Source organism: Polynucleobacter sp. AP-Jannik-300A-C4 (genome assembly GCF_018688335.1).
Taxonomy (GTDB): Bacteria; Pseudomonadota; Gammaproteobacteria; order Burkholderiales; family Burkholderiaceae; genus Polynucleobacter.
In genome coordinates, this window is the sequence record NZ_CP061316.1 from 507644 (window position 1) to 529462 (window position 21819).

Here is a 21819-nt window from a genome sequence, read left to right on the forward strand (position 1 = left end):
AAACCACTCAGAGTGATTTATTGATTTGTGGCGTCTTGAAGCGCTGCAATCACCTGATTGGGTTCTAAGAGATCCAAGCATTCGCTACGACTATTTGCACGATCTTCACAGCCTGCTTTGCGACAGGGGACGCATTCACCGGGTCCTTGCAGGATCGTGACATGACCAACTGTCTGCGAGCGAGCTCTTAATTGATAGGGCTGCTCACCAATAAAACTATTAGGCCATGGCCCAAAGTTGGTGGGTGGCGTTGGACCAAATAAGGCAATGGTCGGTGTATTACATGCTGCCGCTAGGTGTGTGATGGATGTATCTACCCCGATATAGGCAATTGCACCGCGAATCAGTGTTCCCGCTTGCGGGATAGTAAGTAGGCCTGCTGTATCAACAACATGACTGCGGGTTTCTTCATCAAGCAATGACAGAATATCTTTGTTTAGCTGTAGATCTTGCTTGGCGGGTGATGCGCTCAATACAACTTGCCAACCTTGTTTTGTAATCCATGCCAGCAATATTTGCCAATAGGCAAGCGGCCAACGCTTATAGGCAGTCAAGGGTCCTGGATGCACCACAACGTAAGGTGCGTGAAGTTGACCAGCAATGCTTGGGGTAATGGGGTCGCCAGCAGGTGGAGTGACTGAAATAGGTTTGTTAAATAAATCCTGCGGCTTCTTGTAAAAGATCTCAAGTAGGCGAAGCTTTTCAGTAATGACATGCTGGGCAAAATAATCCACATCAACTGTATGTAGGCTGATAGCCTTTTTCCAGGCGTTTTGCTTATCGCTTTTACTTTTCTTGGCTTTATCTTGATCTGTGAGACCTTGAGGGTGACCGCCTAGTACGCCAACGCGGTGATGGGCAGCTACTAGACCATAAAAATAGGCGCGATCACTAGGTTGCGTAACGACAGCCAAGTCGTAACGCTGAAATAGTTTAAAAAATAAGGAGAGATACTCTTTGAATTTGGGACGATCGGAAGTTTCGATGATCTGGACAATATCGGGATTACCTTTGAGCATCTCGAGCTTGCCGCGATAACCTAAAAAATGAAACTCAGCATCAGGCCATAATTCGCGCGCTTGAGAGATGAGCGGCGTAGTGACAAGGACATCTCCAATCTGACGAGTCGCAATAAATAAAACTTTTTTAGGCTTTAGTGCTGAGAATGCAGTCATAGGGCTAATTTAACTGAATCCTACTGAGCTTTAGCCAGAATTTTTTCACGGACGCGACGTGCATTTTCTGCGGCATTGGATTGATCGTTGATACGGTGGTAGAGATGCAGCACTTCAGTCGACCAGGAGCCGGATTTACGAATCAAACCCCTGTTCTGCAGTCTGAAAACAAAATCCGCATCCTCGTGCCCCCAGCCCGTCATGGTTTCATCAAAGCCGCCAATGGCTTTGGCGTCGGCTTTCCAACAGGCCATATTGCAACCCTTAATACGACGCCATACGAATTTCTTATAGTTGCGCCAGGCACCATCCCCCAGCTTCATTTTGAGGGGCCAGTATTTGTTGACGCCACCAGAGAGTCGATAGCTCAACAGTTTGTCGATAAATTTTTTGAAATCCCAGTGCTGCCATGATAGTAATTGTTTGCTGAGTTCGGCATTCAGCAAGACGCGACTGCCTGTAACTAGGTGGTTGGTCTGAGATAGGATTCGATGCTGGGCAATAAAGTCTGGTTGTACAAGGCAGTCGCCATCTAAAAATACGAGATAGTCACTGTGTGCTGCCTCGATTGCTTGATTAAGAATGCGGGTCTTGCGAAAGCCTTGATCTTCTTGCCAAAGATGGGTAATTTTTACTGGAAAATTTTTCTGGATGACCTCTATCAAGCTCTTAGTTTCTAATGTAGAGCCGTCATCAGCAATGATGATTTCAAAATCTAAATCAGTTTGAGTGCCAAGTGACTCAAGACAGAGCTTGAGAGCCTGTGGCCAGTTATAGGTCGCTAAAAGTACGGAGATCATTTGCCGTGATGTGGATTATTCGCAGCTTCTTGATGCAATTGCCATAACTTCATATAGCGGTAGTAGGTACCTTGCCCGTTGGAGATCGCTAAGGCAAAGCCCTGAGGACCATCTAGGAATCCAAGTCTTATGAAGTAGGTTCGAGTAAAGGCCCAGATGCCATGAAGCACGGCCTTTAATGGACTACTCTTTTTCCCTTTGGCAAATGCCTGCTCTGCAGAAGCTGTTGAATAGCGATCTAACTTTTGAAGCACTTGTGAATAGTTCATGAAGCTATAGTGCAGCATGGGATTCTCAAGCTTTGCTACTTGCCCACTCGGAATGAGTCGCTCATGAACGAGGTCATCTGAGAAACGAGCCGTCCCACGTTTAAACAATCTATCCACATAATCCGGATTCCAGCCAGAGTGGCGGATAAAGCGACCGCAATACCAAGAAAGGCGTGGAATCGAGAAGCAGTCGACATGTGCCGAGTGATGAATGGCAGTGAGAATTTCACTTCTAAGGGCAGGAGTGAGGCGCTCATCAGCATCCAGGGATAGGACCCATTCACATGTTGCCAAGTCCAAGGCGCGGTTCTTTTGGGGTCCAAATCCTGGCCAATCCGCTGGCTGGCTAATGAGGGCCCCATGGCTTCTGGCGATTTCTAGGGTGCTATCGATGCTATTGGTGTCGACCACCACGATTTGCTGGGCAATCCCCTCTAGGGAGGCCAAGCAATCGGCCAAATTGGCCTCTTCATTGCGAGTGATGAGTATGACTGATAAGGTGGGCATAATTCATTATATGAATGCTCAAGACCGCACCTCCCTAAATCGCTTAATTCAGTACCTGAAGCCCCATATCTGGACGATTATTGGGTCTTTATTGGCTATGGCGCTTGTTGCTGGCGCTGAAACCTCTATTCCGGCGCTGATGAAGCCTTTGCTTGACCGGGGGTTCACTGGTCAGATGGATAACAAGCTGTGGCAGGTGCCGGTTTTCTTGGTGGGTTTGGCTTTTGTGCGGGGAATGTCGCAATTTCTATCTAGTTACCTTTTAAATCGCGTTATCAATGCTGTTTTGCTCAAGATGCGTATGCAGATGTTTAAGGCATTACTGCATTCAAGCACTACCTTCTTCCAAAAGAATTCTGCATCCAACTTAATTAATGCGGTAGTTTTTGAAGTGAATAATGCCCTTTCGATTATGGGTGGCATGTTGATTAGTTTGGTGCGAGATTCCCTTACGGTGATTGGATTAATTGGCTACCTGATTTACCTAAACTGGCAACTTACATTGGTGGTGCTTATGATTTTCCCAATCATTGCTCTAATCATCGGCAGAATTAATAAACGCTTACGCTCACTCAATCGTGAGCAGCAGACAATGACAAGTGATCTCGCTTACATCGTTGAGGAATCTGCTGCTGGGTACAAGATCGTGAAAGTACATGGTGCTGAAGAGTATGAGATGAGTCGCTTTATGGAAAAAGCTGACCGCCTCCGCAAATTCGCTATGAAGTCAGCGGTGGCTGGAGGTCTGAATCAGCCGATTACTCAACTGATTGCTTCCATGGCGCTATCGATTGTACTGGTGATTGCTTTAATGCAGTCATCCTCCGAAGGTGTTACGGTAGGTGGCTTTGCGTCTTTTATTACTGCGATGATGTTGGTGATCTCGCCGATCAAGCACCTGGCCGATATTAATCAACCCTTGCAACGCGGCTTAACTGCAGCGGAAATGATCTTCTCCCTCATGGATCAACCTTTTGAAGAGGATGAGTCCCGAAAAGGAAATATGAAATCCTTGGATAAGACTAAGGGTGGAATTCGTTTTGAGAATGTAGGCTTCTATTATCAGCAAGAAGCCGGGCGTAAAGATGCTCTCACTGGTGTGAATTTAAATATCAAGCCTGGCGAAGTCGTTGCCTTCGTTGGCCCATCTGGCGGAGGTAAATCTACGCTAGTGAATTTATTGCCACGATTCTTTAAGCCGACAAGTGGACAAATTTTCTTGGACGATATTCCGCTTGAGGATATTGTTCTTGCAGATGTTCGTAAGCAAATTGCTTTTGTGAGTCAGGATGTGATTTTATTTAATGACAGCATTGCGGCAAACGTAGCCTATGGTGCTGTTGGTCCAGTAGGCATTGATCGTGGGCGCGTGATAGAGGCGCTGGAGGCGGCTAACTTATCTGCACTCATGAAAGAAATGCCTGAAGGAATCGATACTCAAATTGGGGATAACGGCAATCGCTTATCTGGTGGTCAGCGTCAGCGTCTAGCTATTGCGAGAGCCATTTATAAAGATGCGCCCATCCTTATTTTGGATGAGGCTACTTCAGCGCTCGATTCTGAATCCGAACGTCAGGTACAGGATGCTCTAGAGCGCTTGATGGCAGGTAGGACCACTCTGGTAATTGCGCATCGCCTATCGACTATTGAGCATGCCGATCGGATTGTGGTCCTAGAGCATGGTCATGTGATTGAGAATGGCTCACACGAAGAGTTGATTGCTAAGGATGGCATGTATGCCAACTTACATCGTATCCAGTTTTCAAATGCTTAATTAATGATTAACTGAGAACGATGTCGTACTGCTCTTGGCGGAAGCTACCTTCTGCCTGAAGTTTGATGGGCTTACTGATGAAATCGCCAAGCTGCGCCAAAAATTGATTTTCTTCTTCAAGGAACAGGTCAATGACATCAGGCGCCGCAACAATTCTAAATTCTCGAGGATTAAATTGGCGATGCTCACGAACAATCTCGCGCAAAATCTCGTAACAAATAGTTTGTGCTGTTTTGACTTCACCCTTGCCTTGGCAGGTAGCGCAGGGCTCGCATGTAATGTGGGCAAGGGATTCTCGAGTGCGTTTGCGTGTCATCTCTACCAGGCCTAGCGAGGAAAAGTCGCTCACTGAAGTACGAGCGTGATCACGATCTAAATTGCGATTGAGTTCATGTAAAACTGACTCTTGATGGTCTTTGCTCAACATATCAATAAAGTCAATGATGATGATCCCACCAAGATTGCGTAAACGGAGTTGACGAGCGATAGCCTGAGCAGCTTCAAGATTGGTTTTGAAGACGGTGTCATCAAGATTGCGTGCACCCACATAACTACCTGTGTTGACATCAATCGTAGTCATTGACTCTGTTTGATCAATCATCAGATAGCCGCCTGACTTGAGATCAACTCTTCGACCTAAGGCCTTATTAATTTCAGCATCTACATCAAATAAATCAAAGAGGGCGCGCTCGCCGCGATGCAGGGTAAGCTTATCCAAGAGGTTAGGCATGTATAAGGTAGCGAATCCTTTGAGCTTTTCAAAGTTCTCTGCAGAGTCAACCCGAATTTTTATAGTTTCTTCACCAGCAACATCGCGCAATACACGTTCAGCCAAGCTAAGGTCCTGATAAAGCAGGCTGGGGGCAGCCTTATGGTTCACAGCTTCTCGGATCCTCTCCCAGGTCGTGCGTAGGTAATGCATGTCGTTCTCAAGCTCGGTATCGCTGGCATCTTGTGCGCTGGTGCGCACGATAATTCCACCTTTTTCATCTGCGGGCATGAGTCCTGCAAGGCGTGACTTGATAGCCTCACGTTCCTCGGGCTGATCAATTCGTTGGGATACGCCAATATATTTTTCTGTGGCTGCATCTGTACCGGCGGGGGGCAGGTAAACCAGATTACGCCCAGCAATACTGAGTTGGGTCGTGAGGCGCGCACCTTTAGTGCCCAAGGGATCTTTGAGAACTTGCACTAAAACATTTTGACCCTCAAAGAGCAACTTTTCAATTTGTGCTTGCGGGTTGTTTTGCGTGATATCAGCGACGTGCATAAATGCAGTGCGCTCTAAACCAATTTCAATAAAAGCAGATTGCATACCCGGTAGCACACGTACTACTTTGGCTAAATAAATATTGCCAACGATACCGCGTTGACGGGTACGCTCAATTTGCAGTTCTTGAACAGCACCTTGCTGAATTAATGCCACCCGTGTTTCCTGTGGGGTGATGTTGATCAGAATTTCTTCATTCATATGCGGGCAACTTTAGCGAAATCCAATAATTGGTTAACTTCAAAAATAGGTAATCCCATGATACCGCTATAGCTGCCTTTAATTGAAGGAATAAAAGCCCCTCCCGAACCTTGAATACCATACGCCCCGGCCTTACCGAAGGGCTCCCCGCTCTCAATATAGCTGTCAATTTGTCCTTGAGTTAAATGGGCAAACTCCACTTCGGAGACTTGCACTAGACAAAGGGGTTTGGTTAGAGGGTCGATCATGAGAACAACCGAAGTGAGTACCTCATGCACACGGCCGCTGAGCATTTTTAGAATGCGTTCAGCATCGGCGGCATCGTTCGGTTTTCCCAGAATTTCGCCGGCAGGATTGCCAGGCAAGCTGACGGTGGTATCTGCACACAGAATGGGTGCCCAAGGTTTTCCACTACTTTGCCACCTCGCTAATGCAATAGCACTTTTGGCGAAGGTGACTCGCTCAACATAATCACGTGCCTTTTCATTGGGGAGAGGAACTTCAAGAGTCTCTGTATCTTCACCCGGTCCTGCAACCAGCATTTCGAATTGGACGCCAATCTGTTTGAGTAACTCTTGGCGACGTGGACTTTGTGAGGCAAGATAAATATAAGAAAACATGAATGACTTACTCACGGTGATAGGGGTGACCCTGCAAAATAGTCCAAGCTCGATAGAGCTGCTCAACTAATAAGACTCTTGCCATTGCATGAGGCAATGTCAGGCTTGAGAGGCGCCACATCGCTTGTGCACCCTCCTTGAGGCTGGGATCGAGTCCATCGGCACCACCAATCAAAAAGGTGATGTCAAAACCTTCTTGTCTCCAGTTTGCCAGTTGCGTAGCTAGATTTTGAGTGGTCTGATCTTTGCCGCGCTCATCCAGCGCAATGACACGAGAGCCTTTTGGAATAGCTGCTGCAATTTTGATAGCCTCTTTAGCTGGGGTGAGATCGGGCTTAATCTCTTTGATTTCGATGCTGCAGTCTGCAGGCATGCGCTTAATGTAATCATGGGTTGCAGTTGCAACCCATTCAGGCATTTTGTGACCAACAGAAACAATTGTTAAACGCATTACTAAAGCATTAATCTTCGTCGTCAGGTTCGCTTGCTTTCACAAGACCTTTGTCTGCTGCTAATTTGACGCGCACTGGCTTGGCACCCCACATACCTTCAAGTTGGTAGTAAGCGCGCAATGCGGGTTGCAGAATATGAACCACGATGTCGCCACAGTCGACGAGCACCCATTCACCAGTCTCCAGGCCTTCGACGGAAATGACTTCGCCGCCCTTTGCATTAACCGCTTCTTTAACTGACATGGCCAATGATCTAGTCTGGCGATTAGATGTACCGGTTGCGATGATGACGCGATCAAACAGTTCGCTGAGTTTGGTGGTGTCGTAAACGCGAATATCTTGAGCCTTGACATCTTCTAGGGCATCGATCACGACACGTTGTAATTTAGTTAAGTCCATAGTTTCTTTAATATTTTTTCTGAGATTTTTGTATATAAGGGTGATCTTAGCCTGATTACTTATACAGACCCAGATTTGTGATGATTTCTAAAGCGTGTGATGGAATGTGCTCGGAGGCAATGGCACTACGGGAAGTGCTTTTAAGTTGATTCCGCAATTCGGTTGATGAAAGGTCTACTGAAAGACTGTTATCTAGGTAGATGCGGCCAAATGGGCTTTTTTCAAGGGTATCTGGGTCATTACATTGATGATTTGCCAATAAAGCCTTAATTTCAGGGCTCATCTCCCCGGAAAGTTCATGGTGAGGCCTGCTGGCTACTGCGAAATTTACAAAACCTAACAATTGATCCCAGGAGTTCCAGGAGGGAAGGTTCAGAAGAGAGTCGGCCCCCATTAACCAAGTCAGGCTAACTTGAGAGCCAAAACGCTCCCTGAGGACTTTTGCGGTATCAATGGCATAGCTCGGGCCTGCACGATCAATTTCAATGCGATCAACGCCAATTTGAGTCGGTATTTTTAAGTACAGAAATGCACGAGCCAGATCAATGCCTGCTGCTTCAGTCAGTTTCAGACGTAACTCAGCAGGCGTGATGTTAGAGTCTTTTTGCCAAGGTTCGCCGCTGGGGACTAGCAACAAGGCATCGAGATGCAAAACCTTTGCAAAATGCGTAGCCAGTTTAAGGTGGCCAAGGTGTGGTGGGTCAAACGTACCACCCAGAATACCAATTTTTTTTGGGGTATCCAAATGCGCTGAGCTCAACTTAGGCCAGCCAGTTACGCGACTTGAGGTAGTAGTCGTAGAGCTTGGCTTCTGGTGTGCCAGGTTTTGGCTGCCAGTTGTACCACCACTGAACTACTGGTGGCATAGACATTAAAATAGATTCTGTACGTCCACCAGAATGCAGACCAAAAATAGTGCCACGATCAAATATCAAGTTGTATTCCACATAACGACCGCGACGGTATTCTTGAAACGCTTTTTCTTCGGCGGTAAAGCTGTCTTTATAGCGACGCTCCACAATCGGCAGATAAGCATCAATAAAAGCATCGCCAACAGCGCGCGTCATGGCAAAGCTCTTCTCAAACCCAAGCTCATTAAAGTCATCAAAGAAAACACCACCAATACCGCGTGGCTCTTCACGATGTTTTAAGTAAAAATATTCATCACACCATTTTTTAAATCGCGGATAGAGCTCCTCACCAAATGGATCTAAAGCATCCTTAGCTGTTTGATGGAAGTGTTTGCAATCTTCATCAACGCCATAGTAGGGCGTGAGATCAAAGCCGCCACCAAACCACCAAACAGGTTCTTTGTCTGGAGCTTGCGCAATAAAGCAGCGCACATTCATATGGGTGGTCGGTACCTTAGGATTGTTCGGATGAAAGACCAGTGAAACGCCCATGGCTTCAAAGCTACGCCCCGCAACCTCTGGGCGATGGTGTGATGCAGATGGTGGCATTTGGTCGCCACGGACATGTGAGAAGCCCACGCCACCTTTTTCTAGAATATTACCGCCATCCAAAATACAGGTGCGTCCATAACCTTTTAATTTGCTATCTTCCGGTTTTTCCCAGGCATCCACCATGAAAGCTTTGCCATCGAGCTCACTCATTGCGGTCGTGATGCGATCTTGCAGTCCTAAAAAGTAATTTTTTAATTCTGCAATATTGATTTGAGTTTGTTCGGCTGATGACAAGGTTTAAAGGTCGCTATATTGAGATGGATAAATGGATTGAATTACTTCACTGCGCGATAGCCAATATCTTTGCGATATTGCATGCCATCAAATTGAATTTTAGAAATGGCCTCATACGCTTTTTGCTGAGCGCCACGAACGGTATCTGATAGACCCACTACGCACATCACTCGACCACCTGAGGTGAGAAGTTTGCCATCCTGTAGCTTAGTACCAGCATGAAAGGTCAATTGATCTTCAGTATCAGCTGGTACCCCAGTGATGACATCGCCGTTGCGCGGTGTATCTGGATAGTTATGGGCTGCGAGCACTACACCTAATGCGGTGCGGCGATCCCAGTCTAATTCCACTTCGTTTAGAGTTCCGTCAACTGCATGATCTAAGGCATTCACTAAATCACTACGTAGGCGCGCCATGATGGGTTGTGTTTCTGGGTCACCCATGCGGCAATTAAATTCCAATGTCTTGATCTTGCCATCAGGAGAAATCATCAGGCCTGCATAGAGAAAGCCAGTGTAAGGAATACCATCAGACTCCATACCTTTGACTGTAGGCATGATGACTTCTCGTAAGGCGCGTGCATGAATTTCTGGGGTAACAACTGGGGCTGGAGAGTACGCACCCATGCCGCCTGTGTTGGGGCCCTGATCAGCATCGAGTAGACGTTTGTGATCTTGACTGGTGGCTAAGGCTAAAACATGCTTGCCATCCACGAGCACGATGAAGCTGGCTTCTTCGCCAGTTAAAAATTCTTCAATGACTACGCGTGCACCGGCATTGCCCAGTTTGTTATCGGCGAGCATCATATCGACAGCCGCATGAGCTTCTGCTAGATCCATTGCCACAACAACGCCTTTGCCTGCGGCTAGACCATCGGCTTTGATCACAATAGGCGCACCCTTAGCATCAATATAAGCATGCGCCTCTAATGCGTTCGAAAAAGTCTGGTACTCAGCCGTTGGAATCCCATGGCGCTTCATGAAGGCTTTAGAGAAATCTTTCGAGGACTCTAATTGGGCGGCAAGTTGGGTTGGGCCAAAAATGCGCAAGCCATTATTGCGAAACACATCTACGATACCGGCAGCCAATGGGGCCTCTGGACCAACAACGGTTAGATGAATTTTTTCTCGCTTAGCAAAGTCTGCCAACTCTTGAAGGTCAGAGATAGGGAGGTTTTCAATTCCGGCTGCAGCTTGTTTTGCAGTTGCGGTACCACCATTACCTGGTGCTACATATACGGTTTGAACTTGTGGGGATTGGGCCAGCTTCCATGCCAATGCATGCTCACGACCGCCGGATCCAACTAAAAGAATTTTCATAAAGAGCTAAAAGAGATATTGATGAATAGTATTGAATGAATTGAACGAACAAATTAACTGGTTACAAAGAAGCATTCGTAAATACTTCTTGCACATCATCTAGGTTCTCAAGGGCATCTAATAGTTTTTGCATGCTTTCAGCTTGGTCACCTTCGAACTCAGTCTCTGTTTCTGGGCGCATTGTTACGGTGGCTATTTCTGCTTTTAAGCCTGCCTGAGTGAGTGCATCCTGAACTCTCGGAAAATCGGGAACTGGTGTGAGCACTTCAAGTGATCCATCTTCATGGGTAATCACATCCTCAGCGCCTGCATCTAGTGCAATTTCCATGAGTTGATCTTCATTGGTTCCAGGAGCAAATAACATCTGACCGCAGTGTTTAAACATAAAGGCAACAGATCCCTCTGCACCCATATTCCCACCATTTTTTGCAAATGCATGGCGTACTTCAGCAACAGTACGAGTGCGGTTATCGGTTAGACAATCCACGATGATGGCTGCTCCATTAAGACCATAACCCTCATAACGAATTTCTTCGTAGTTCACACCTTCTAGTGAGCCTGTACCACGCTGAATTGCACGCTGTACGTTGTCATTAGGCATATTGGCATCTTTGGCCTTATCAATAGCGAGGCGTAAACGGGGGTTCGTAGCAATATCGCCGCCGCCTAATTTAGCTGCAACCGTGATTTCTTTAATGAGTTTGGTCCAAATCTTGCCGCGCTTTTCGTCTTGACGTCCTTTGCGGTGCTGAATATTGGCCCATTTCGAATGGCCGGCCATACGGGTAAGTCCTTTTGAATAATGTGGCTTGAAGTCGTCATTTTAAGGGCTTCTGTACCCAAGAATGGGGGCGATGCAACTTTTTTGTTACACTCTCACCTCTTAGTAAGCTTCAATGCAGTTTTTCCACTGCAAACACCTGCCCCGGTGATGGAATTGGTAGACGTGCCGGACTCAAAATCCGGTGCCGCAAGGCGTGGCGGTTCAAGTCCGCCCCGGGGCACCATCCCCCTTCTTATTTTTAGCCCTGATCAATTAGGTTCACGGGTAGCCTTTGCTATGATTATTGGCAATAAAAGCTTCTAGCAAGCATCAAAAATAAACTAAACGAGACCAAATCATGAAAAAAGTAGGATTAATCGGGCTGGGCGCCATGGGCTCCGGTATGGCCTCATCTCTCCGAAGAGCGGGTTTTGATCTGTATGTATTTGATGTACGTTTAGATCATGCCCGTCAATTTTGTGAGGCTGGTGGTACGGTCTGTAAGTCAATCGAAGAGTTAGGTTCAATCTGTGAGGTAGTTATCTCAGTCGTAGTGAATGCTGCACAGACTGAAGAGGTTTTGTTTGGCTCACCAAGTAGTCCTGGCTTAGTAGATTCATTAAAGCCCCAGAGTGTTTTCGTGATGTGCTCCACTGTCGATCCTAATATTTCGATTTCATTTGAGTCACGTCTCGCTGAAAAAGATATTCTTTATGTAGATGCCCCTATATCTGGTGGAGCTGCTAAAGCTGCCTCTGGTGAAATGACCATGATGACCTCAGCCTGCGCTGCTGCATATGAAAAGGTGAATCCCATTCTTGATGCGATGTCAGGAACTGTTTATCGCTTAGGCGATAAGGCGGGTATCGGCAGTAAAGTGAAGGTCATTAATCAGCTACTTGCTGGTGTGCACATTGCCGCTGCTGCAGAAGCAATGGCGCTCGGTTTGAGGGAGGGCGTAGATGCAAATGCACTCTACGAGGTGATTACTCATAGTGCTGGTAATAGCTGGATGTTTGAGAACCGCATGGCACATGTGCTTGCGGCTAACTATGAACCTCTATCTGCTGTAGATATATTCGTGAAGGACTTGGGAATAGTTTTAGATATGGCCCGTGCGAGTAAGTTTCCATTACCCCTCTCATCCACTGCACATCAAATGTTTATGCAAGCATCGACTGCTGGTTTTGCTAAGGAAGACGATAGCGCTGTCATTAAAATTTTTCCTGGTATCGAGTTGCCGAAAGCAGTCAAGTGAGTATTCTTTTAGGTTGTATTGCAGATGACTTTACAGGCGCTACTGACCTGGCGAATAACCTGGTTCGCAATGGCATGCGCGTTGCGCAAACTATTGGTATCCCACAGCACGCATTGAATACTGAGTTGGATGCTGTCGTAGTGGCACTGAAGTCCAGAAATATTGAGCCTGAGGCTGCAATAGCGCAGTCATTAGAGGCTTTAGAGTATCTTCTCGCGCAAGGAGCGCAACAGATCTTCTTTAAATATTGCTCTACCTTTGACAGCACCCCTAAAGGGAATATTGGCCCGGTTACAGAGGCGCTGATGGCAGCCTTGGGGGCTGACTTTACTATTGCAACCCCTGCTTTTCCGGATAATGGGCGGAGTGTATTTAAGGGATATTTATTTGTCGGCGATCAATTGTTGAGCGAGTCTGGCATGCGTGATCACCCCTTAACCCCAATGACTGATGCAAATCTTGTGAGAGTAATGCAGGCTCAATGCCAAAATCAGGTGGGATTGATTGAGTACCAAACTATTCTTGCCGGTGCTGATGCAATCTCCTCAAGAATCGCCGACTTAAAAGCATCCAATGCAAAAATTGCCATTGTTGATGCAGTGACTAAGGATGACTTGTATCGTATCGCACCAGCATTAAAAGATCTCCCTCTAATTACTGGAGGCTCCGGTATTGCTATTGGACTGCCTTCTAACTTTGGTCTGCAAGCGCATCCAACGTCTAGCCAGCTTCCACCTGCTAGCGGATATCGCGCCATTGTTTCGGGCAGTTGTTCTCAGGCCACTAACCTCCAAGTTGAGCGCTTTAAAAGTTTAGGTGGTGAAATGTATGTCGTGAATCCACTTGAATTAAATGAGAAATCTACAGAGCAAATGTTGCAGGAGATCTTAACTTGGGCAAAGCCTCGACTCCCACATGGCTCAGTCTTGATTTACTCATCAGCAAGCCCTGATCAGGTAAAAGAAGTGCAATCACAGCTTGGTGTTCAGGCTGCTGGTAGCGCAATTGAAAACCTTTTAGGCTCGGTTGCCAAAGGCCTTGTTGCTCTTGGAGTTGGGCAGTTATTGGTAGCTGGCGGAGAGACCTCCGGTGCATGCGTGAAAGCTTTGGGTATTGATCAAATGCAGATTGGTCAGCAAATTGACCCAGGCGTACCTTGGTGTTATGCAAAGGTTCAGAATAAGCCTCTACATCTTGCGTTAAAGTCTGGGAACTTTGGCGCAGCAGATTTTTTTACAAGTGCCTTCTCAAAACTGTGAGCAAAAAGATGAATGAGCAATTAGCAAGAGAAGAGATTTGCCGGATTGGAAAAAGTTTGTTTGATCGATCCTATGTCCATGCAACTGCGGGCAATATTAGCGTTCGTATTGAGGATGGTTTTTTAATTACACCCACAGATGCCTGTCTCGGATTCCTTGATCCTGATCGATTGGCTAAGATTGACATTCATGGTCAGCAACTTAGCGGTGATAAAGCTAGTAAAACAATGGCCTTGCATGCTGCCATTTACAACAAAGCAAGACAATTTGATCAAGATACCTCTTGCATTATTCATACTCACAGCACTCACTGCGTAGCCTTGACTCTGGAATCCAATCCATTTACGGACGATGGAGTTTTGCCTGAATTATTACCTGCAATCACGCCATATTTTGTGATGAAGGTTGGTCATGTCCCAACAATTCCCTATGCAAGCCCTGGCTCTGTAAAAACTATTGGATTTGTAGAGAAGGCAATCGAAGCTTATGGAAGGGCAGGAATACCTTTGCGAGCTTGCATGCTGTCACGCCTAGGGCCATATGTTTGGAACAACTCACCCAGTTCAGCAATGGCTACCCTAGAGGAGTTGGAAGAAACGGCAAAACTGTTTTACCTCAAAAATGTGCCGATCAATTCGCTTACGGATGCACAGTTAAATGAACTGCGGACTGCATTTGCAGTCCGCTGGTAGTTACTGAGCGTAAATTGAATTAATCTAATTCGATTTTGGCGTAATCAACTACCTTTTTCCATCTTTGTGCATCGGCCTTAATAAATTCAGCTGACTTGCTGGCATTCATAAAATCTACAGTAGCACCCAGTTTAGTCAGTGAGTCAGCCACTTCCTTTTGAGCCACTGTCTTTTGAATACTGTTTTGTAATTTCAAAGCAATATCTGCTGGTAAACCTTTTGGTGCAGCAATACCGAAATAAGCTGTAACCTGAAAGTTCGGAAAGCCTGCTTCTTGCATTGTTGGGACCTGGGGAAGCGCAGGATTTCTAATGGTGCTGGTAACAGCAAGTGCTTTCAACTTGCCGCTTTTAATTAAGCCAAGCGCAGAGGGAAGGTTGTCAAACATAAAATCGATATCTTTAGATACTAGAGCTACATTCGCTAAGGATGAACCTCTGTATGGAATGTGAACTACAAAAATGCCGGCTTGACTTTTCAGCATCTCGGCACTGAGGTTCAATGAGGTGCCATTGCCGTTGGAGCCATAGTTCATCTTGCCTGGAGACTGTTTTGCGCGTTTTACTAATTCAGCAACTGAATTAATTCCGGAGTCAGGATTGACTAAAAGCACATTCGGCAACTGCCCAAAAATGGCAATTGGTTCAATGTTGCTGGGGCTGTAAGGCAGTGTTTTATAAATTGCTGGACTAATAGAGAGTGGCGGGGATGCCATGAGAAGCGTATATCCATCGGGGCTTGCTTTTGCAACCTCTGCGGCACCTAAATTACCGCCTGCACCAGGCTTGTTTTCTACAACAATAGCTTGCCCAAGATCTGTTGAAAGCGCTGGAGTAATGAGGCGGGCAACATTATCGATCAGTCCGCCAGGAGGAAATGGCACTACCAGCTTGACGGGCTTATTTGGATAGGTGGTTTGCGCAAATGCAACTCCCGAGCTGGCCAGCATCAGAAAAACTGCACATTGTTTAAATAGGGATATCAGATGATTTTTCATAAAAGATAAATTTTTTGTTGTAAGGAAATATAAAGTCTCGTTGCAAAGATTAGCACGAAGTGGTGTGCTCGGCTTTTGGCTTAAATTTCATAGGTTTCTGACTCGCTATTCATCGCTTGCTCCACAATTTTCTTGGTGAGGGTTGGTGAGAATAGTTCAATGAAGGTGTATACAAAAGAGCGAAGATAAGCTCCTTGCTTAACACCTAAGTGCGTCACATTGTTTCCAAACAAGTGGCCAACTGGAATGACTCTGAGATTGCGATCTCGATCTGCGTCATAAGCTAAGCCAGCAACAATCCCGACACCCATTCCGGTTTCAACATAGGTTTTGATCACATCTGCATCAATTGCTTCCAAAATAATGTCTGGACTCAGATTGCGTTGCGCAAATGCGGCATCAATCTTGCTGCGCCCTGCAAATGCTCTGTCGTAAGTGATGAGCGGATACTTTGCAATTTCTTCCAGGGTGATGGTTGACTGATTGAGAAGCGGGTGGCTTAGCGGCACCATAACGACGTGTTGCCATTGGTAACCCGGAAGCGCAAGGACGCCAGGCGTGTTGGCGATACCTTCGGTTGCTATTGCAATGTCAGCCCGATCATGAATGAGTAGCTCTGCAATTTGACCGGGGCTTCCCTGTTGAATGCTGACCCGCACCTTTGGAAAGCGTTTAGTAAATTCAGTCAGTACTTTAGGTAGGGCATAGCGGGCTTGTGTATGTGTAGTGGCAATCACAAAGCTACCCTGATCTTGGCTAGCAAAGTCTTTTCCAACTCTTCTTAATGTTTCCACCTCGTCCAAAATGCGCTCAATTGAGGCAAGAATTCTTTTGCCCGGCTCGGTCAGTGAGCGGATCCTCTTGCCGTGGCGTCGGAAGATTTCTACACCGAGCTCATCTTCCAACTCAATAATGGCCTTAGAGACTCCAGGCTGAGAGGTAAAAAGTGCTTTAGCTGCCGAGGTCAGATTGAAGTTCTGTCTTACAGCTTCACGTACAAAGCGAAATTGGTGCAAATTCATAAGGATCCCATTCTTTATATCAACTGAGATATAGGAATAAAATTCTATATGATTTTCAGGTATTAAGCTCTAGATACCCAACGTAAACCTGCAATTGCCAAAATGAAATAGAGCAATGGAGGTGTTAGGGCGGTCAGCAGTGCGGGCCACGACCCCAAAAGACCAACGTTCGAGAAGAGTGAGTTAAAAAGCTGAAAGCTCATTCCCAGCATAATGCCGCCGAATACCTTGATGCCAACGCTACCAGCGCGTACCTTGAGATAGGCAAATGGTAGCGCCAATGTCAGCATGACAAAGATCGTAAATGGGTAGATTACTTTCTTCCAAAATGCTATGGCATGGCGGTGTGCATCTTGTTTGTTATCTCTTAGATGAGAAATAAAGCGACCTAAATTAAAAATCGACATTTTTTCTGGACTCACCAAGAGTACGCTCAGAATTTGTGGGGTGACTTCAGATTCCAGGCTCACGATTGGATGGGCAAAAGTTTGCGCTGAATAGACTGGGTTGAGTGGGTCAGCCTGTTTAGTTTCTTTAAAGCGAGTTTCTATAACGTCATCCAGTATCCAGGTGCCTGTTTGGTCAAAGCGCCCCGAAGCTGCACTTCGAATGGAGAGCAAGCGGTACGCATCATCAAATTCATACATGCGAATATTTTTGATTTCGTTGTCATGTTCAATTTTGCCAACGTTGACATAGCGGACTCCAGGCCTAACAGGACCGCTGCCATCTTCATCGCGTAAGCGATCTTTCACCCAGATACCAGTTTTAAATTGAGAGCTGTAGGATGAGCCTAAAGCCTTCATTCGAATTTGATCTGATAGCTTTTCGGTGTAGGGCCCTAACCATTCACTCATCACAAGCGTGACAATCACGAGTGGTAACGAAATCTTGGCCAAGGTACTTAAACCTCTGCGTATATCTAATCCAGCAATACGTAAGATCGTGAATTCTGACTGGCTGGCCAACATAGCAAAAACATAAATACTTCCGATGAGGCCTGCAATAGGAATGATCTCGGAAATCCGACTTGGCGCTTTCAAAATAACATGTAGAAGGGCTAGTGGCAGGGTGTACTGCCCTTTTACAGATCCAAGCTCACTCAGAATGTCAAAGAATAAAAACAGTGCCACCAAAGCAAACAGAATGAAACCAAAGGCAGCATATATCTGCTTGGCTAAGTAGCGTTCAAAGATATAGGGGAATAGATATTTCATCTACTAGCCAAGAAGGAGGGGAGTTGGCGGCGCCACCATTTCAAGGATGGGTTGATGCGGTTGCGGATCAGTAGGAAGGCAATGCCAAACGCTAGGGCATGTATCGGCCAAGCTGCTACAAAAACATTTACCTTGCCTTGTGAAACGAAGTTTTGAGTAAGGTTCAACAGATTGCTATAGATTAGGTAAATCAGCACGGCATAAAACATCGCAGTGTAGTTGCCCAGCCTTGGGTTGACGTAGGCAAGCGGAATAGCAATGAGCACTAAACCCAAGGCCATGAAAGGCAGGCCCAAGCGCCAGAGTAGCTCTGCATAATTTGGGTTAATGGCAGCTGGATTAGGATCGTTTAACAGCTCCATGACTGTTTTTTCACGATCGCGTGGCGCTGGATCAAGTGCATTTTTGCTGTGAATTTGGGTGCTGTACTCAGCAAATTCTAAAATCCTGAAATCCGGTTGCGTTGGGAGTCCTTCGTAACGACGGCCATTATTTAGCACAATCGATTTTCCGCCTCCCTCTGCATTCTCCATGAATCCAGTGGCTGCAACTGCAACACTGAGCCGCCCATTTTTAGTTTCTGCGGCAAAGATATTTTTTACTTCACTTTTATCGACATCCAACTCTTCAATAAAAAATACCCGCTCCGCTTTGGCTGATTCTCTAAATTGACCTGCGGCAACCATGGAGACATCACTGCGTTGCTGAAAGCGTTGGCTGATGATGGTGGATTCACGATTGGCCCAAGGCCAAACAAAAAGGGCCAATAGGGCAATGATGACAATGAGTGGCGCCGCAAAGCGCAGAATTGGTCGAATGAGACTAGAGATGCTCAGACCGCTAGCAAACCAAACAATCATTTCTGAATCTTTGTACCAGCGCACTAGTACTATTAACACGGCTACAAACAGGGAGACTGTGAGAAGAACGGCCATATAGCCGAGCGTGGCCAACGCAATTAAAACAAGGGCATCTTCTGGATTTACAGCGCCATTAGCGGCAAAGCCCAAAATTCGAATGACTAGGGTGGTAATCATGATGGTGACCAAAACCAGGAAAACGCCACCAGTTGTAAAACTGAGTTCGCGGCGAAGGGCTTGGTGAAAAATCATGAGTAGATAATAAGTTGGCTGTTATTGGCTCACTCAAGATGTGAACCTGCATCTCGGAGGATAATGGATAAACACCCATTTTTTTCCTTGAATTGACTTAAAAATACTTCTAGACATCATGACTATTCAATTTAGCACCAAGATTTTCGCGCAAGCCGATCTCAATAATCCGAAGCAACTCAAAGCAAGTCTAGCCACTTTATTGGCGCAGAGCTCTGATTGCTTAGTTTTAGCCTACTCAAAGGCTGATTTAGATGCCTTGGGGGGCGGTAAATCTAAGTCTGGGCTATTAATGGAATTGGATCGATTGCTTGGGGGCTCTGTCACCCATGCCAATCTTGTTGGTGATTTGGATGCTCAGCAAGCATCTACTTGCGTCATTCGAGCTGAAAAATCTTGGGCAGGCTTGGGAGTCAAGGTTAAACGTATTCTTTTGGTATCTCTGGGTGATATCACTCCCGCTAGCGCACGCAGTCTGAGTTCTTTCTCCAAAATTGCTCGTGCAGCATTAAAGCAATTAAGCGGCGGTGCCATCCAAAACGCTTTGTGGTTTATTCCGAGCTTTGCCTTGGGACATCGCGCTGAGTTCATTGCTGAAGAAGTACGCTTGACCATTCAATATGCAGGCGATCAAGCATATCGTTTTGGCGTTCGTCAGCCAGCCATGAAATTCAAGGCCAAAGATAAAGCAGATACTTTTACTCACCTCATCTTTGCGGGTAATGACGCTTGCGCCAAAGAGCTCAAGGCCTCAGTACCAGAAGGTGCTGCGATGGTTGAGGGTATGAATTTGGCTAAAGATTTGGGTAATTTACCTCCGAATATCTGTACGCCAACTTACTTGGGTAAAGCAGCGCAGGGCTTAAGCAAGAAGACTGGCCTCAAGGTGGAGGTATTGGGCCGCAAGCAAATTGAAGCTTTGGGCATGGGCTCTTTTTTATCAGTAGCCCAAGGTTCAGATACGCCGCCACAATTTATTGTGATGCGTCACCAAGGTGGTAAAGCTGGCGAGGCTCCGATTGTGTTGGTGGGTAAAGGCATCACCTTTGATACCGGCGGTATTTCCTTAAAGCCTGGCGAAGCCATGGATGAGATGAAGTACGACATGTGCGGTGCTGCCTCTGTGATTGGCACGATGTATGCCACAGCATTAATGAAGTTGAAGAAGAATGTCATCGGCGTAATTCCGACTTGTGAAAATATGCCTTCCGGCAATGCCACACGCCCCGGCGATATTGTGAAGAGTATGTCTGGTCAAACGATTGAGATTCTCAATACCGATGCAGAAGGTCGACTGATTTTGTGCGATGCCTTGACTTACGTTGAGCGTTTCAAGCCCAAGGCTGTGATTGATGTAGCCACTTTAACTGGGGCCTGCATCATTGCATTGGGTCATGTGCATAGTGGCGTGTTTTCAGATGATGAGGGTTTAGTGAACTCTCTTACTAAAGCGGGGCACGCCTCTTTGGATACCGTATGGCGTTTGCCTTTAGATGCGGCTTACCATGAACAACTCAAATCGAATTTTGCGGATGTTGCCAATATTGGTGGACGCCCGGCTGGTAGCGTGACTGCCGCTTGTTTCCTATCGCGCTTCACTGAAAAATATAAATGGGCTCATTTGGATATTGCTGGAACCGCTTGGAAGAGTGGTGCTGCTAAAGGTGCAACGGGACGCCCAGTACCTTTGCTTGTGAATTACTTGTTAGATCAAAAATAAGCGCAGAAAGTCATTCATGGCTCGTATTGATTTTCATAGCAACGTTAGCGATAAGCTGGAATACGCTTGTCGCTTAACGCGCAAGATCTGGAGCGCCACACCTACTGGTGAGTCCGTGCGCAATATTGTGATGGTGGGCGAGAAGGCAGACCTCAAAAAATTGGATGAACTGCTATGGACATTTAGTGCAACAGATTTCCTGCCACATTGCTTTATTGAAGATGAAGCAGCGATAGATACACCCATCTTGCTGACAGATCATTTTTTGTCACCGGCATTAGCTCAGTTGCCTCATGCGGATGTATTAATTCATTTGGGTATGAAAATGCCATCAGATGTTCCAGCATTGCTTGCTCGCTTCCCTCGTATTGTTGAGGTTGTCACAATCAACGAAGCAGAACGTCTTGCGGGTCGCGAGCGATATAAGGCTTATCGTGACTTAGGTCATGAGTTGCACAATTTTGATCAATCCAAATCGTGATTGCTAAACACTCAATATGTTGATTCATCCAGAATTTGATCCTGCTGTAATTAGGATAGGCGCATTTGCCATTCATTGGTATGGGCTAATGTATCTATTGGCATTCGCTCAATTTTTATTATTAGGTCGTCTGCGCATCCGCACTCCGCGATATCAATCTTTGGGTTGGACATATAAAGACCTTGAGGATCTTTTATTTGCTGGCGTTTTAGGTGTGGTGCTGGGCGGGCGTTTAGGCTACACCTTGTTTTATATGCCCGGCTACTACCTTGCAAATCCTCTCAGTATCTTCAAGATATGGGAGGGTGGCATGTCTTTTCATGGCGGCCTGCTAGGAGTCTTATTGGCCTTGCTCTGGTTTGCCTATCGCCGCAAGGTTTCCTTCTTTGTTGTGAGTGACTTAGTTGCGCCACTTGTTCCATTTGGTTTGGCATTTGGCCGCTTAGGTAATTTTATTAATGGCGAGTTATGGGGGAGGCCAACAGACCTACCATGGGCTATGGTGTTCCCAATGGTGGACTCCATTCCGCGCCACCCCTCCCAGATTTATCAATTCTTGGGTGAAGGTATTTGCCTGGGGATTGTGCTTTGGATATATTCCAGTAAACCGCGCAGGGTAGGGCAGATTTCTGGCTTATTTTTATTGGGTTATGGCATTTGCCGTTTCTTGGCGGAATTTGCTCGCGAGCCTGATGCCTTTTTGGGTCTTTTGGGCCTAGGTTTATCTATGGGGCAGTGGCTTTCTATACCCATGATTCTTTTTGGAATTTACCTTATAGTGAAGGTGAATACGAAAAACGGCAGTTATCAGTAGT

At 46.2% G+C, this 21819-nt stretch carries 21 protein-coding genes, 1 tRNA gene and 1 pseudogene; 8 read left to right on the forward strand and 15 right to left on the reverse strand.

The features are described 5' to 3' along the window. Nucleotides 1-17 precede the first annotated feature (17 nt). The 3 genes from FD975_RS02705 to FD975_RS02715 are packed head-to-tail and all read right to left on the reverse strand — an operon-like array spanning nucleotide 18 to nucleotide 2751. Nucleotides 18-1175 (reverse strand): glycosyltransferase family 9 protein, encoded by a 1158-nt coding sequence (locus tag FD975_RS02705; protein ID WP_215302906.1) that lies wholly within the window; start codon nucleotides 1173-1175, stop codon nucleotides 18-20. 20 nt (nucleotides 1176-1195) lie between these two features. Further along, on the reverse strand, nucleotides 1196-1975 hold the full coding sequence (locus FD975_RS02710) for a glycosyltransferase family 2 protein (RefSeq protein WP_215302907.1): 780 nt from the start codon (nucleotides 1973-1975) through the stop codon (nucleotides 1196-1198). Next, a complete protein-coding gene (locus FD975_RS02715) occupies nucleotides 1972-2751 on the reverse strand; it encodes a glycosyltransferase family 2 protein (RefSeq protein WP_215302908.1) in 780 nt (259 codons plus the stop codon). The genes FD975_RS02710 and FD975_RS02715 overlap by 4 nt, the downstream gene beginning before the upstream one ends. Nucleotides 2752-2761: 10 nt before the next feature. On the opposite strand from FD975_RS02715, the gene msbA reads away from it, so the two are divergent. After that, nucleotides 2762-4525 (forward strand): lipid A export permease/ATP-binding protein MsbA, encoded by a 1764-nt coding sequence (gene msbA / locus FD975_RS02720; protein WP_215302909.1) that lies wholly within the window; start codon nucleotides 2762-2764, stop codon nucleotides 4523-4525. Nucleotides 4526-4532: 7 nt separating this feature from the next. Here msbA and rng read toward each other — a convergent pair whose 3' ends face one another. The 8 genes and pseudogenes from rng to FD975_RS02760 all read right to left on the reverse strand — a co-directional run bounded on the left by rng (nucleotide 4533) and on the right by FD975_RS02760 (nucleotide 11264). Beyond that, nucleotides 4533-5996, reverse strand: a complete 1464-nt coding sequence (gene rng / locus FD975_RS02725) for a ribonuclease G (protein ID WP_215302910.1) — start codon at nucleotides 5994-5996, stop codon at nucleotides 4533-4535. Further along, entirely contained in the window at nucleotides 5993-6616 is a 624-nt protein-coding gene (locus FD975_RS02730; RefSeq protein WP_215303781.1) for a nucleoside triphosphate pyrophosphatase, read from the reverse strand. Before FD975_RS02730 ends, rng begins: the two co-directional genes overlap by 4 nt. Before the next feature lie 7 nt (nucleotides 6617-6623). Beyond that, entirely contained in the window at nucleotides 6624-7067 is a 444-nt protein-coding gene (gene rlmH, locus FD975_RS02735) for a 23S rRNA (pseudouridine(1915)-N(3))-methyltransferase RlmH (protein WP_215302911.1), read from the reverse strand. Nucleotides 7068-7080: 13 nt separating this feature from the next. Further along, nucleotides 7081-7467: pseudogene (rsfS, locus tag FD975_RS02740) on the reverse strand (ribosome silencing factor); the annotation flags it as partial. Between the two features lie 55 nt (nucleotides 7468-7522). Next, on the reverse strand, nucleotides 7523-8227 hold the full coding sequence (locus tag FD975_RS02745; RefSeq protein WP_251371388.1) for an adenylyltransferase/cytidyltransferase family protein: 705 nt from the start codon (nucleotides 8225-8227) through the stop codon (nucleotides 7523-7525). Nucleotide 8228: 1 nt separating this feature from the next. Beyond that, complete coding sequence (gene hemF, locus FD975_RS02750) at nucleotides 8229-9140, reverse strand: oxygen-dependent coproporphyrinogen oxidase (protein ID WP_215303785.1); 912 nt, start codon at nucleotides 9138-9140, stop codon at nucleotides 8229-8231. Between the two features lie 65 nt (nucleotides 9141-9205). Next, nucleotides 9206-10483 carry a phosphoribosylamine--glycine ligase gene (gene purD / locus FD975_RS02755; RefSeq protein ID WP_215302912.1) on the reverse strand — a complete coding sequence of 426 codons (1278 nt, stop codon included), beginning with the start codon at nucleotides 10481-10483 and terminating at the stop codon, nucleotides 9206-9208. Between the two features lie 61 nt (nucleotides 10484-10544). Further along, complete coding sequence (locus FD975_RS02760; RefSeq protein WP_215302914.1) at nucleotides 10545-11264, reverse strand: YebC/PmpR family DNA-binding transcriptional regulator; 720 nt, start codon at nucleotides 11262-11264, stop codon at nucleotides 10545-10547. Nucleotides 11265-11405: 141 nt separating this feature from the next. Between FD975_RS02760 and FD975_RS02765 the strand changes: the two genes are divergently transcribed. From FD975_RS02765 to FD975_RS02780, 4 genes are all read left to right on the forward strand, one after another. After that, nucleotides 11406-11490 (forward strand) — tRNA-Leu (locus FD975_RS02765). A gap of 114 nt (nucleotides 11491-11604) precedes the next feature. After that, entirely contained in the window at nucleotides 11605-12504 is a 900-nt protein-coding gene (gene ltnD, locus FD975_RS02770) for an L-threonate dehydrogenase (RefSeq protein ID WP_215302916.1), read from the forward strand. Then, nucleotides 12501-13763 carry a 3-oxo-tetronate kinase gene (otnK, locus tag FD975_RS02775; RefSeq protein ID WP_215302918.1) on the forward strand — a complete coding sequence of 421 codons (1263 nt, stop codon included), beginning with the start codon at nucleotides 12501-12503 and terminating at the stop codon, nucleotides 13761-13763. The genes ltnD and otnK overlap by 4 nt, the downstream gene beginning before the upstream one ends. A gap of 8 nt (nucleotides 13764-13771) precedes the next feature. Next, nucleotides 13772-14455, forward strand: a complete 684-nt coding sequence (locus FD975_RS02780; RefSeq protein WP_215302920.1) for an aldolase — start codon at nucleotides 13772-13774, stop codon at nucleotides 14453-14455. A gap of 19 nt (nucleotides 14456-14474) precedes the next feature. Here FD975_RS02780 and FD975_RS02785 read toward each other — a convergent pair whose 3' ends face one another. The 4 genes from FD975_RS02785 to lptF all read right to left on the reverse strand — a co-directional run bounded on the left by FD975_RS02785 (nucleotide 14475) and on the right by lptF (nucleotide 18803). After that, entirely contained in the window at nucleotides 14475-15452 is a 978-nt protein-coding gene (locus tag FD975_RS02785; protein ID WP_215302921.1) for a tripartite tricarboxylate transporter substrate binding protein, read from the reverse strand. An 80-nt stretch (nucleotides 15453-15532) separates the two neighbouring features. Further along, on the reverse strand, nucleotides 15533-16474 hold the full coding sequence (locus tag FD975_RS02790) for a CysB family HTH-type transcriptional regulator (protein WP_215302922.1): 942 nt from the start codon (nucleotides 16472-16474) through the stop codon (nucleotides 15533-15535). A gap of 62 nt (nucleotides 16475-16536) precedes the next feature. Then, nucleotides 16537-17691 (reverse strand): LPS export ABC transporter permease LptG, encoded by a 1155-nt coding sequence (gene lptG / locus FD975_RS02795; RefSeq protein WP_215302924.1) that lies wholly within the window; start codon nucleotides 17689-17691, stop codon nucleotides 16537-16539. Continuing rightward, nucleotides 17688-18803, reverse strand: a complete 1116-nt coding sequence (lptF, locus tag FD975_RS02800; RefSeq protein ID WP_215302925.1) for an LPS export ABC transporter permease LptF — start codon at nucleotides 18801-18803, stop codon at nucleotides 17688-17690. The genes lptG and lptF overlap by 4 nt, the downstream gene beginning before the upstream one ends. A gap of 124 nt (nucleotides 18804-18927) precedes the next feature. On the opposite strand from lptF, the gene FD975_RS02805 reads away from it, so the two are divergent. Genes FD975_RS02805 through lgt form a run of 3 tightly spaced genes read left to right on the forward strand, consistent with a single transcriptional unit; the run spans nucleotide 18928 to nucleotide 21818 of the window. Further along, nucleotides 18928-20523, forward strand: coding sequence for a leucyl aminopeptidase (locus tag FD975_RS02805; protein ID WP_371743400.1), 1596 nt, complete (start codon nucleotides 18928-18930; stop codon nucleotides 20521-20523). A 16-nt stretch (nucleotides 20524-20539) separates the two neighbouring features. Then, the gene (locus FD975_RS02810) at nucleotides 20540-21004 is read left to right on the forward strand and encodes a DNA polymerase III subunit chi (RefSeq protein ID WP_215302929.1); all 465 of its coding nucleotides are present in this window, start codon (nucleotides 20540-20542) and stop codon (nucleotides 21002-21004) included. Between the two features lie 16 nt (nucleotides 21005-21020). Continuing rightward, nucleotides 21021-21818, forward strand: coding sequence for a prolipoprotein diacylglyceryl transferase (lgt, locus tag FD975_RS02815; protein ID WP_215302931.1), 798 nt, complete (start codon nucleotides 21021-21023; stop codon nucleotides 21816-21818). Nucleotide 21819 lies beyond the last annotated feature (1 nt).